This window comes from Pseudomonas artemisiae (assembly GCF_057128685.1).
Map to the genome: position 1 here is coordinate 200,419 of NZ_JBSKHS010000004.1, position 12,157 is coordinate 212,575.

Sequence of the window (12,157 nt, forward strand, 5' to 3'; positions counted from 1 at the left end):
CCAGGCCAGGCGTTCCTGGAGTATAGCGCAGCGGCAGGGTTATTCTAGACAGCGCAAAGGCGTGCACGTGCCTTCGCTCCGGTGCGCGGCCAAACCGGGCCCATGGGCGTGTGAGTATGCGTACTGCGCCAGGCACTGACATCAATGGACCCAGTAGGGGGAGGAGGCATGGCGCACAAGCTCAAACGTTTCGAACAGTTGGCTGAACACATCGCGGACATGATCCGCTCCGGGGTGCTCGTCGCGGGCGAACGGGTGCCGTCGGTGCGCCAGGCCAGCGAACGCTATAGCGTCAGCCCCGCCACGGTGTTTCGCGCCTATTACCTGCTCGAAGACCGGGGGCTGATCCAGGCCCGGGAGCGTTCGGGTTATTTCGTACGGCCCCAGGGCCGACCTCACCTGGCGCAGCCTCACTGCGTGAACGCGCCCGCGGCCGCTACCGAGGTAGCCGTCAGCGAACTGGTGTTCTCGGTAATGGGCTCGCTACGTGACCCTGCCACCGTGCCCTTCGGCTCAGCCTTTCCCGCCGCGAGCCTGTTTCCCCTCGGGCGGCTGGGGCGGTCCATGGGCCGGGCAGTGCAGCGGCTATCGGCCCACGCCATGATCGCCGATATGACCACCGGCAACCCGGAGTTGGCCCGGCAGATCGCCTTGCGTTGCAACCTCAGCGGGGTAGATTTGCCACCAGAAGCGTTGGTCATCACCACCGGCGCCATGGAGGCGCTCAACCTGTGCCTGCAGGCGGTCACCGAACCAGGGGATCTGGTGGCTATCGAGGCGCCGGCGTTCTATGCGTCCCTGCAGGTGCTGGAGCGGCTGCAACTAAAGGCGGTGGAAATCCCCGTGCGCCCTGGCGCCGGTATTGACCTGGCCGCGCTGACGCACACCCTTGAGCGCCTGCCGATCAAAGCCTGTTGGCTGATGAGCAACTTCCAGAACCCCCTGGGGGTCACGTTATCGGACGCCGACAAGGCGCGGTTATGTGCCCTGCTCAGCCAGCACGAGGTACCGCTGATCGAAGACGACGTGTACGCCGAATTGTATTTCGCCAGCACGCCACCGCGGCCGGTCAAGAGCTTCGATATCCAGGGCTGGGTCATGCACTGCGGGTCATTTTCCAAAAGCTTGGCGCCGGGCTATCGCGTGGGCTGGGCGGCGGCGGGCCGGTTTACTGAAAAAGTCGCGCGCTTGAAACTGATGACCACCATCTCGCCTTCGGTGCCTGCCCAGGCCGCCATCGCCGATTACTTGCAACACGGCGGCTACGACCGCCATCTGCGCAAGCTGCGCCATAGCCTGGAGGACCAGCAACAGGCCATGCTGGCCGCCGCGGCACGGTACTTCCCCGAGCAGACTCGGGTTACTCACCCGGCCGGTGGGTATTTTCTGTGGTTCGAATTTCCACACAAGCTCGATGCGCTGGCGTTGTTCCACCAGGCCTTTGCCGCGGGTATCAGCGTGGCGCCTGGGCCGATCTTCTCCGCAACCCAAGGTTTTGGCCAGTGCGTGCGCTTGAACCATGGCCACCCCTGGGACGCGCGCAGCGAACGGGCCATGCAGACCTTGGGCGCGCTTATAGACGCTCAACTGCACCGTTAGGCCTTAACCCGCTCAAGCCTCCAGCTATCCAGCCGAAAAAGAGATAAGTCCTTTGCTTATTGAAGCGGGCGCGGGGAGGGAACCCCTAGGCGGCGGAGCCTACTCGCACCCGTGGAATATGCTACCGACTAGCGCTATGTAAACCTTTCATCGACCCAGTTCACAAAGCAAGAAAAAGCTCATGGCAGAGCTGCTTTGAGTATGCCAGCGTGGAGGCATCAGGTAGCCAGAAGGCGCCGGCCCCAGCGTTAGCCATAACCTGTGAACCTGATTACGCTCGCTCTCCTTATAAATAGGGTTACTTGATGTCCGACCTTGAGCTTGTCACCGCCGTTGAATCCTTTAGCCCTAGCGAGGCTTACCAGCGCCTTGATCAATTCCGCCATCAATCTGACCGGGGGACAGGCTCCAATGCCGGGCATCCGTCCTATACGGTGGATCAGGCCGCCACGCAGATGACCCGGCTGGGTTTTCACTACAACGACAAAGACGGTAATGGCAAGGTTGCCCTTACCTATAGTTTCACCCAGGCGCAACCGGCATTGTTCGACACCGGCCTGGGGGATTTCTTGGTGTTTAACGCACAGCAGCAGGCGCAGACTAAACTGGCCTTGCGCGGCTGGTCCGACGTCGCCAACCTGACCTTCACCGAGGCAGCCCAAGGCGGTGAGGGCCACCTGAGCATGGCCAGCTATTCCCAGTCCAAGGGTGAGGCGGCCTTTGCTTATCTCCCCAGTGGCACGGTGCGTGATGGCGAATCCTGGTATTGGGTAGGGCCGGGTTATACCGAAAACGGCCAAGCCGGCGTGAACAATTACGGCGGGCAGACCCTGCTGCATGAGATCGGCCATACCCTAGGCTTGGCGCACCCGGGTGATTACGATGCCTGGAACGGCATACTGAGTTACGACGACGACGCAGGTTACGCCGAGGACTCACGTGGCTACACCGTGATGAGCTACTGGGATGAATACTTCACCGGCCAGGATTTCACTAACGCCTACGCCTCCGTGCCCTTGATGGACGATATCGCGGCCATGCAGTTGCTGTACGGCGCCAATACCGATACCCGCTCCGGCGGCACGATCTATGGCTTCAACGCCAATAGCAATCGGGTAGAAACCACGGCTACATCCGCGGACAGCACGCTGATCTTCTCGGTATGGGACGGTGGCGGCGTCGATACGCTGGACTTCTCCGGCTACAACATGAATCAGCGCATCAACCTGAACGAGGCCAGCTTCTCAGACGTAGGGGGGCTGGTGGGGAATGTGTCAATCGCCCAAGGCGTGACCCTGGAAAAAGCCGTGGGCGGCGGTGGCAATGACCTGCTGCTGGGCAACGCGGTGAACAATTGGCTTACCGGCAACGCAGGCGATGACCTATTGGCCGGTGGTGGCGGCGCAGACAAACTTTGGGGTGGAGAAGGGGCTGACACTTTCGTGTACTTCACCCAAAGCGATTCAGTAGTGGGCGCGGTGGACAGGCTGATGGATTTTGCCACCGGCCAGGATCATATCGACCTGACTGCGTTGAATACCGACAGCAACGCGCCGATCCATTTCAGCAACACCCTCGACGGTACTACAGGGGCCGCGGTGTTGCGTAGCGCAGGCTATGGCACGCACCTGGCCATCGACTTCAACGGCGACCACCACGCAGACTTTGCCATCAAGATCCTTGGCGAGGCCCAGGTCAGTGACTTCGTGGTTTAAAGCCTGTTGCCTGGCTGCCTTGGCCATGGCGCACCTGCCAGCGGGGGCCACTAGCCTGGCCCCCAAAAGCGCCCAGGCACTGGAGGGGAACTGGTGGCTGTTCGTCGAGGGCCAGCGCGAGCAGGGGTGCGCCCTGCGGTTGCGTATGGGCGGGCAGCTTGGACGGGAAGCGGCTGACTGCGGGGTTCATTGGTTAGGTAAGGTACCCGCCGGCTGGGTGAGCAAGCCCGACGGTTTGGCCTTGTTAACCGAAGAACGGCGAACGCTACTAGTGCTCAATCCAGACGCAAGCGGCCGATACCGTGGGCGCTCGCGTGATGGCCATGTGTTATGGATGGAGCGTCAGCACACCCACAATAGGCGGATGAGCGAATAAGGTACCGGGCCATAGCTTGATCACCTAGGCCAGAAGCCAAACGTCAGCGCTTGCCACGTCAATTAGGCTTCAAGGGCCTCTACGCTCTCACTGCCAGCCGCTGGCTTTCATCAGTGTTTCGTAAGCATCTTTAATCTTTACAAATTCGTCGGCCGCTTCTGGGTTTTTATCAGGGTGCTTACTTAAGGCGAGCGTGTGATAGGCCTTTTTGAGCTCGGCGCGGGTAGCATTTTTGGCCACGTTAAGCAGCTCATGGGGCTCCTTCGGCTTAGGGGTAGGCGGTGTTTGCGCGTTCGCGTTGGCGGAGCCTGCCGGTTGAGGTTTTGGCGGCTCCCCTGAGGGGCGCCTTGCGTCATAGGTGCCTGCCGGTGGGCGAGGTGGTAACGGCGGGGGCGCATCCGCGTGCGCCTGGTGGCCAAAAGAAGGTGGCGGTGCGCCGTTAAATGATTGCCGAGACCTACCCAAGCCCTGGGATGCCAGATTCATCAGCGCGCTACTCAAACTTGACCGGCTATTGATCGCAGCGTTGCGCAAGCCGCCAGCGGTGAGAAGGTCTTTATGCTGTTCTGGCACCGCATCTAATGCGGTACTGGCCACTTGCTTACCCAAGGCCAGGATCGATGCCCCTGCCTTATTGAGGATATTTAGAGAGCCTATGTTCGTAGGGTCTTTTGCGTCGCGTTCATATTCAACCTTATGAGCCCCATAGGCAGCGCCATCCATTTTGAATGAACCGCCTGTCGCATGGGGCGCCTCCTCCTTTGTAGGAAACAGCCCTTGGAACGCCTTTGATACCAGAGAGAACGCTTGGAGTGCGGTCTCGGTAGGTGCTGACTCACATTGCTTAAGCAACGAATCCTTCATCTGCAGTTTTGCACCGCCGGCGATCTTAGCGCACACATCCACCGCGCCTTTGATCTTCGCCGGGGTAACCTCTTGGCTGACTAACTTTGCCGCCGCACGGGCTACAGTCGCGATGCTCATGCTGCCTCCTAGATTGCTGATAACGCTAGGTGGTACCGCGAGGCATTGAGTTCCATCAGCATATTGAATATCGGTATGGCGCCCTCACGACAAACGTAACGCCATGCCCCCAAAGGCCTCGGCGGGGTCGATATAGCGCAGGGCGGACTTCATATCCTTCCAGCCCACATAGTTCATTAGCGATTTCAGGTCCCAGCCGTTGTTCATGGCCCAGGTCGCAAAGCCACGTCGCAGGGAGTGGCTGGTCAGCGCGGTCGCGTCCACCCCGGCCCGAACGAAGGCCCCACGCATCAGTGGTATGAAGCTACTGGGGTGCAGCCCTTCATCGCCCAAGTTGCCCCAGCGATCCAGCTTGCGGAATACCGGGCCGGTGGCAATGCCCGCCGCGGCTATCCAGGCGCTATAGGCCTTGACCGGGCATAGCTGACGCAACGCAGGGATACGGCTTTGTTGCCCCAGCGCACGGTGGTCGGTTTTGGTTTGGGCCAGGAACAGCGTCAGCCCCACGCCACCTTCTACCTGGATGTGCTCCACCCGTAGCCGCCCCAACTCGTCACTGCGCAGGCCCTTCCAAAACCCCAGTAACAGTAATGCCTGATCCCGCCGAGCGCGCAACAACCCGGGTAGGTCGCCCTCGGTATGTGCCTGGGTGGCCTGCAGCTCAAGGCGCTCCACGACCTGCCGCAGGTGGGTGAGCGCCAAAGGCACCGCCTGCCGTGGCGGCGAGGGGTGCAGGGTACCGATACCGCGCAATACCTGCCGCACCATGGGGGCCTTGGTAGGGTCAGGGAAACCCTGGCTGATGTGCCATTGCGCCAAGGCTGCCATGCGCTGGCGCAGCGTGCTGACTGCATGGGTGGCAGCGTGATCAGCCAAATACCTGGCCACGCTATCCGCCGTTGCTGGCAACAAGCCACCCCAGGTGACTTCAAAGTGCTCCAGCGCTGCTTTATAGCTGCGCCGAGTGTTAGCGCGGGTGGCCGCCTGGATGTACTGATCGACGCGATTCATAACCGAAAATTTCCCTCACCTGTGATAAGCCGCCATTATCACGTTTAAAGATGAACATGAAAACCATTGTATGCGTTGTATAAATAGTATGTAATTACAGTATATGTACTACAGAACGAAACCCAGGAGTGGATATGGCCCGTGGCGGCATCAACAAAGCAGTGGTCGAAACGGCGCGCAATGCCCTGATCGCCCGTGGGTTGAACCCCAGCATCGACGCCATCCGTATCGAGCTAGGCAACACCGGGTCGAAAAGCACCATTCATCGCTACCTTAAGGAACTGGAACAGGCCCAAGGCACGCTGTCTGAAGGCATGGGGTCGATTAGCGATGAGCTGACTTCACTGGTTAGCACCCTCGCGCAACGCCTGCATGATGAAGCCCAAGCTCGTATCGATACCGCCCAGGCTGCGTTTGATGACGAGCTCGCGCAGGCCCACACCCTGGCCGCAGGGTTATCCCGCCAAGTCCAAGCCCTTGAACAACGCCTGACTGGGAGTGAAGAAGCCTTGGCGCAAACCCTTGGCCACTTGCATGAAAGCCAAGCCACGGCCCAGGCCGAACAAACCCGCAACGCACGCTTGGCTCAGGCGTATGAAGACCTCGAAGTGCGCCTGGCCGATAAACAACAGCAAGTGGCCTCGCTGGAAGAAAAACATCAACACGCCAGGGAAGCGCTGGAGCATTACCGCGCCGCCAGCCGCGAGCAGCGTGATCAGGAGCAGCGCCGTCATGAGGGCCAGGTACAGCAGGTACAGGCCGAACTGCGCCAGGCGCAACAGGCGCTGATCGTAAGGCAGGAAGAACTCACCAGGCTCAACCGGGACAACGAACGGCTGCTGGCGGCCCTGGCCCAGAGCGAATTGGCCCGCAACCAGGCCGCCGAACAGGGCGGGTTGCTTCAGGCAGAGGTTGCACGCTTGGCCGCGGCCCATGGACAAGCACAAGGCGCGCGGGAAGTGCTGACCGCTCAGTTGTCTGAAGCGCGCGAGGCAATGGTCGCCAAACAGCAGGCTGTTGCCGACCAGGCCGATGAGCTGGCCGAGGCACGGGCCCGAAGCCGCTTGTTAGAGGAAGCCTTGGCCGAGACGAAGGCGGCCTGTCAGAGCCTGACCGCGCAGGTAGCGCTAATGAACCCGGCGTGACGATCATGCAAAAAAAGCCACCGCCCGCGAGGGAGGTGGCTAACGTTTATCACCAAAGGACGAAGGGAGACACACCAGGCGGATCACGCGGCGGGGGGATGCATGGGCCTGGCGGTTTCTTTCTTCGAGGCCTACGTTAGCACCCAGGCCCGGCATTGCTTAATTAGCTGTGTCGATAGCCACTATCGCTGCCAGGCATGGATCCCACGCTTATGTACTGGTGTACATACCGTCTAAAAATGTAACGGTTAGTTAAAATTAGGAATAATCCGATACTAAAGCCTCCGCCCACCCCCTAAAGTGCGCGGCCAGTTCAACGGTGGGCTTAAAAGCGGGCAGCATCTTCTGGCAATCGTGCTGGAATTTCTGCAAGCTAAGCTCTGAAAAAACGGGACTACCCCGAGCCAAGCCTTCCGGCGAACTCCCTAACGGGGCGCCCCGGGGCGCGCCATGAACCGAAAGTTTCGAGGCTTGGCACCATGAATATTCTGAGCACTTTCCTCCCGCCGTCGACCCTGGCCCAAGCAGCTCCGGTTCTCTCTCATGCACAGGAGGCCGTGGCATGAAACTCGCGACCCAAGCACCAGCAGCCACGCTCAAGCTGATGCTGCTGGACGACCACGAATTCATCCTCCACGGCATCGCCCATGTGTTGGCCAGTCAACCCGGCATCGCCGTTGCCGGCACGTATAACAGCAGCCGCGCACTGCTCCAGGCGTTACGCACCCAAGAGGCCGATATTGTGGTGCTGGACTACTCCCTTAGCCCGGGTGAAGTCGACGGCCTGAACCTGATCAAGGCCATTGGCACTCGCTACCCCAAAGTGAAGGTCATCGTGATTTCTTCACTGCACACGCCCGCGACGGTGGCGCTGAGCCTGCGCTGCGGGGCGTTGGGTTTCGTTGGCAAGGAGCTGGGCGTGGAGGCGCTGCTCGACGCAGTACGGGTAGTTGCCGCAGGCGGCATCTACCTGCACCCAAGCATGGAAAACGAGCTCAACCGCAATAATGTCGCCACCCTGCCATTGGAAACGCCTGATACCGAGGAGCAGGAGCCCGTCGCGTTCTTGGTGGGTACCCAAAGCCTGACCCTGCGCGAGCGGGAAGTGCTGCGTTGCTGCCTTGACGGCTTGTCAGTCACTAATATCGCGACCAAGTTTTCCCGCAGTATCAAAACCATCAGCGCGCAGAAACAATCGGCCTATCGCAAGCTTGGGCTGCGCACCGACCACGAGCTGTTCAAGCTGCGCACTCAATTGGAACGGCGCTAAGTGGCCCGCCGTGGTGTGCTGGTATCGCTGGTTGCGATACTTGGCGGCCTGCCCCTTTGCGCCTGGAGTACCGCGCAAAGCACAGGCCCCATGGTTGACGAGGCCCGCAGCGCGGGCTACACCGAACAAGAGCGCGCCTGGATACGCGCGCATCCGCGCGTGCGTTATGCCATCGACCCGTACTGGCCCATGGAATACCGCGACACCCACGGCCAGCATCGCGGGCTGACGCGCGAATACATCGACCATATTGCCAAGGTAACCGGGCTGGTGTTCGAACAGGTCAATAGCCCGAACCTGCAGCACAGCCTTGAGATGATAGCGCGCGGTGAGCTTGAGGCAGTATCAGCGGTATCCGTACGGCTACTCGATGACGACCTTCGTCATCGGTTGCTGTTCAGCGAGCCCTATTTCGTGGGCGCTTCGGTGATCATCACCAAGGCCGCGCGGCCTATCACCTACAACCCCGCCAAGCTTGAGGGGCAACAGGTCGCGGTAAAGGGCGGTGGTGGTTATGAGCGCTACCTCAGGCGCAATTACCCCGGCATTCACTTGTTGCTGCTCAACGACCCTAATGAAGCACTGGCGGCGGTTGACGACGGAATCGCCGATGCCGCCATCGGCCTGGACCAGGCCTTGCGACCGTTGGTGCGCCGCAAGTACCTCGATCAGCTTCACCTGTCCGGGGTGATTTCCGACATGCCAGCGGTGATCACCATGGGGCTGACACCCAGCGAGCCTATGCTCAAGAGCATCATCGATAAAGCCTTGGGCACGCTCACTTCCCGGGAAACCGACCAGATGGATGCGCGCTGGGTGGCTCAGAGCGAGTTTGGCGCGCCGTCCTGGCACACGTTGCTGCGCTACTACCGCTGGGAACTCTTTGCGCTGGGTCTATGTGTGCTGTTACTGATGGTATTCGCGCGCCACGCCACCTTGGCGCGCAGGGCCGCGCAGCATAGCGAAGGGGTGAAAACCGCCTTTCTGGCGATGATGAGCCATGAGATTCGCACCCCCATGAACGCTATTGTGTCCTCGCTGGAATTGCTCCGACGCACCCCACTGGAAAATCGTCAGGACCAATTGGCTGCGATGGCTTCCAACGCGGCGGGTAACTTGCTGGAGCTGCTGGATAACGTTCTGGACCTGTCGCGGTTAGAAGCCCGCCGGGTGGAGCTGGACCCGCAGCCCACCGACCTCTGGAGCTTGGCCGAAGCGGTGGCTGACATCCACAGGCTGTCGGCGCAATCGAAGGGGGTTGGGCTGTACCTGCACTGCGAAGGGCCTGAGGCCCCTTGGGTTCGCGTGGACGCGGTACGGCTACGGCAGATCCTGTCCAACCTGCTGGCCAATGCCGTGAAGTTCACCGCCCAAGGGCGGGTGGACCTGAACGTACGCTTGAGCCAAAACACGCCTTACCTGCTATCGATCCAGGTATGCGATACGGGCGTAGGTATTGAGTCCGCTCGTCAAGCCCAACTGTTCCAGCCTTTCGTACAGGCCGACAGTTCCACCAGTCGGCGCTATGGCGGCAGCGGGCTAGGGCTGGCGATCTGTAAAGACCTGGCCACGCTTATGGGGGGTGAAATTGGCCTGGACAGCCAGCCAGGGCAGGGTACCAGGGTCTGGTTGCGGCTACCGGTCGAGCCAGCGCAGCCCCCGCTGGAACCTAACGAACGCGCGGCGCTGCCCCGCGCTCAAGCCCCGCAAGGTGAAGCGCCTCGGCTCTTGCTGGTCGAAGACCATCCGGTTAACCAGAAAGCCATTGGCTTGCAACTGGAAGCGTTGGGCTATCGCTGCGAATTAGCCGCCGATGGGCCCAGCGCTCTGGCCCGCTTGGCCACCGAAACCGATATCGCCGCGGTGTTGCTCGATTGTCAGTTGCCTGGCATGGACGGCTATGAGGTGGCGCGGCAGATCCGCGCGCGAGAACAGGCCATGGCGCTACCTAGAATGGCCGTGCTGGCCATTTCGGCCGCCAATGACGACGCCCATCGGGAACGGGTATTCGCTAGCGACATGGACGCCACCCTGAGCAAACCCTTGCGCCTGGCCGAGCTGCAAGCCTTGCTCAGCCTGTGGGTTGCAGCCACGCCGGCCCATGAGGCAGCGCCCAACAAACAACTCCATGGGCTGTTCGTCACCAGTACCGAAGCGGATTTGCTAAGCCTGGAGGCTGCTCTAAGGGCAGGGGAGCTGGCCGACATAGGCCATTTGGCTCATCGTATCTACGGCGCGGCCTTGATGGTAGGTGCTACGGAAGTGGCCGCCTTGGCCGGAGCCTTGGAAACCCAGCTCAACAGTGACCCGCCGCGCCCGCCTTCTTTAGAACAACTGCGCTACTTGCGCCAGGCGCTAGGGCGGGCAGGCCAGGCCGAGGGCGCTGCCCTTCAGCCTTAGCCTGCGAACGGCTCTAGAGTTTGAAGCGTTTGACAGTACCATTGAGGTTCCCGGCCAGGCGGGACAAATCATTGCCCGCAGACGCGGTTTGCTGGGCACCGGCGGCGGTTTGGGTAGACAGGTCGCGAATGCTGACCAGGCTGCGGTCCACTTCGCGGGCTACCTGGGCCTGCTGTTCGGTAGCAGAGGCAATGTTCAGGTTGCGCGCATTGATTTGCGCGATGGCGGCAGTGATCGCGTCCAGGGCGGCCCCGGCGGCCTGAGCCACGTCTACGCTGACCTTGGCCCGCTCGCTGCTGTCGGTCATGGAGCTTACTGCCTTATCGGCGCCGGTCTGGATCGACACCACCATGTCCTCGATCTGCGCGGTGCTCTGCTGTGTACGATGGGCCAGGGCCCTTACCTCGTCGGCGACTACCGCGAATCCGCGCCCGGCTTCACCGGCACGGGCGGCTTCGATGGCTGCGTTAAGCGCTAGCAGGTTGGTCTGTTCGGCCACCCCACGAATCACTTCCAGCACCCCGCCAATGCTGCGTACTTGCCCGGCCAGCTCATTGAGCTCACCGGCCGCGCGGTCCACAGCCCCTTGCAGGTCATGAATGGAGGTCACGGTTTGGGCCACTTGGCGCTGCCCATGCTCGGCGGCAGCATTGGAGTCACGGGCGGCTTCGGACGCCAATACGGCGTTATTGGCCACTTCGTCTACAGCGGCGGACATTTGGTTCATGGCGGTGGCGGATTGGGCGATCTCATCGTTCTGGCGCTGAATCCCACGCAAGGCCTCATCGGTAACGGCGGCCATCTGCTCGGACGTGGAGGCCAGCTGGCTGGAGGAATCACCCAGTTCGGTTACGGTGGACCGTAGGTTGGTTTGCATCTGGCTTAGGGCAGCTAGCAGGCGGGCCGGCTCATCCTTGCCGTCCACCACCACCGTTTGGCTGAAGTCGTTCTTGGCAATGCGTTCAGCCACGCCTACCGCGCGGGTGAGTGGCGCTACCAGGCTACGGGTGAACAACAGCGCCAAGGCCACGGTGGCGGCCACTGCCAGCAGGATCACGATTATCGTGACTTCCCGAGCCTGATCATAGGTAGCCGCGGCGTTACCGTCCTCGCGCTTGACCTTGCCATCGATCAGCGCGTTGAGCTGATCGATCAATGCTTCTACCTGTTCGGCGCCGGTGGTCATTTCACCGGTGCTGGAGAGCATGGCGGCAATTTGTTCTTCTTGGCCTGCGCGTATGGCAGTCAGGTAGCGGTCATGTACCTTGAGGTAGTTTTCAATGGCCTGACGCAGTTGGGCAAAGGTAGCTTGCCCCTTCTCGCTGATCAGCAAGGCGCGCAGTGCATCCAGGGTGTGGTCCATGTGAGCGCGGGCTTTTTCGATCCGCTGCTCCACAGCCGCCGCGGCAGTACTGTCTTTGGCTTGGCGCAAGGTGCTGTTGGCCAGGCGGATGGACAGCATGTCGTTACGCAGTTTATCGATGGCTTGCACGCTGGGCAGCACGTTGGTTTGCAGCAGGTTTTGAGAGGCGCGGATGGTCGAAACCTGCGCCAGGGAGAACAGGCCGAAACCTATAATCAATACCGCAAAGAAACCAAAGCACAGCATGGCACGCTGAGCGATGCGCACGTTTCGTAAGAACATGGGAAGGGCCTG

General features: G+C 60.9%; 9 protein-coding genes and 1 pseudogene. 6 read left to right on the forward strand and 4 right to left on the reverse strand.

From position 1 onward, the window contains the following. Positions 1 to 168: 168 nt before the first annotated feature. From ACWKV4_RS07065 to ACWKV4_RS07075, 3 genes are all read left to right on the forward strand, one after another. Entirely contained in the window at positions 169 to 1,599 is a 1,431-nt protein-coding gene (locus ACWKV4_RS07065) for an aminotransferase-like domain-containing protein (protein WP_483831359.1), read from the forward strand. Between the two features lie 305 nt (positions 1,600 to 1,904). Continuing rightward, the gene (locus tag ACWKV4_RS07070) at positions 1,905 to 3,314 is read left to right on the forward strand and encodes a serralysin family metalloprotease (protein WP_483831360.1); all 1,410 of its coding nucleotides are present in this window, start codon (positions 1,905 to 1,907) and stop codon (positions 3,312 to 3,314) included. Next, on the forward strand, positions 3,298 to 3,690 hold the full coding sequence (locus ACWKV4_RS07075) for an AprI/Inh family metalloprotease inhibitor (protein ID WP_483831361.1): 393 nt from the start codon (positions 3,298 to 3,300) through the stop codon (positions 3,688 to 3,690). The genes ACWKV4_RS07070 and ACWKV4_RS07075 overlap by 17 nt, the downstream gene beginning before the upstream one ends. A gap of 87 nt (positions 3,691 to 3,777) precedes the next feature. On the opposite strand, the gene ACWKV4_RS07080 is transcribed toward ACWKV4_RS07075, so the two are convergent. After that, positions 3,778 to 4,674: a J domain-containing protein gene (locus ACWKV4_RS07080; protein ID WP_483831362.1), complete on the reverse strand. Its 897-nt coding sequence runs from the start codon at positions 4,672 to 4,674 to the stop codon at positions 3,778 to 3,780. 84 nt (positions 4,675 to 4,758) lie between these two features. Next, positions 4,759 to 5,685 (reverse strand): site-specific integrase, encoded by a 927-nt coding sequence (locus ACWKV4_RS07085; RefSeq protein ID WP_483831363.1) that lies wholly within the window; start codon positions 5,683 to 5,685, stop codon positions 4,759 to 4,761. Positions 5,686 to 5,819: 134 nt separating this feature from the next. On the opposite strand from ACWKV4_RS07085, the gene ACWKV4_RS07090 reads away from it, so the two are divergent. The 3 genes from ACWKV4_RS07090 (at position 5,820) to ACWKV4_RS07100 (ending at position 10,500) form a co-directional block, all read left to right on the forward strand. Next, positions 5,820 to 6,830 (forward strand): DNA-binding protein, encoded by a 1,011-nt coding sequence (locus ACWKV4_RS07090; protein ID WP_483831364.1) that lies wholly within the window; start codon positions 5,820 to 5,822, stop codon positions 6,828 to 6,830. Positions 6,831 to 7,392: 562 nt separating this feature from the next. After that, entirely contained in the window at positions 7,393 to 8,100 is a 708-nt protein-coding gene (locus tag ACWKV4_RS07095) for a response regulator (RefSeq protein ID WP_483831365.1), read from the forward strand. After that, the gene (locus tag ACWKV4_RS07100) at positions 8,101 to 10,500 is read left to right on the forward strand and encodes an ATP-binding protein (RefSeq protein WP_483839544.1); all 2,400 of its coding nucleotides are present in this window, start codon (positions 8,101 to 8,103) and stop codon (positions 10,498 to 10,500) included. It abuts the gene before it with no gap. A 13-nt stretch (positions 10,501 to 10,513) separates the two neighbouring features. Here ACWKV4_RS07100 and ACWKV4_RS07105 read toward each other — a convergent pair whose 3' ends face one another. Further along, a complete protein-coding gene (locus tag ACWKV4_RS07105) occupies positions 10,514 to 11,377 on the reverse strand; it encodes a methyl-accepting chemotaxis protein (protein WP_483831470.1) in 864 nt (287 codons plus the stop codon). Then, positions 11,372 to 12,145: pseudogene (locus ACWKV4_RS07110) on the reverse strand (MCP four helix bundle domain-containing protein); the annotation flags it as partial. The gene ACWKV4_RS07105 and the pseudogene ACWKV4_RS07110, both read right to left, overlap by 6 nt. Positions 12,146 to 12,157 lie beyond the last annotated feature (12 nt).

Coding starts and splice junctions, on each gene's coding strand:
- ACWKV4_RS07065 (WP_483831359.1), top strand. CDS start 169: ATGGCGCACAAGCTCAAACGTTTCGAACAGTTGGCTGAACACATCGCG.
- ACWKV4_RS07070 (WP_483831360.1), top strand. CDS start 1,905: ATGTCCGACCTTGAGCTTGTCACCGCCGTTGAATCCTTTAGCCCTAGC.
- ACWKV4_RS07080 (WP_483831362.1), bottom strand. CDS start 4,674: ATGAGCATCGCGACTGTAGCCCGTGCGGCGGCAAAGTTAGTCAGCCAA.
- ACWKV4_RS07085 (WP_483831363.1), bottom strand. CDS start 5,685: ATGAATCGCGTCGATCAGTACATCCAGGCGGCCACCCGCGCTAACACT.
- ACWKV4_RS07090 (WP_483831364.1), top strand. CDS start 5,820: ATGGCCCGTGGCGGCATCAACAAAGCAGTGGTCGAAACGGCGCGCAAT.
- ACWKV4_RS07095 (WP_483831365.1), top strand. CDS start 7,393: ATGAAACTCGCGACCCAAGCACCAGCAGCCACGCTCAAGCTGATGCTG.
- ACWKV4_RS07105 (WP_483831470.1), bottom strand. CDS start 11,377: ATGCAAACCAACCTACGGTCCACCGTAACCGAACTGGGTGATTCCTCC.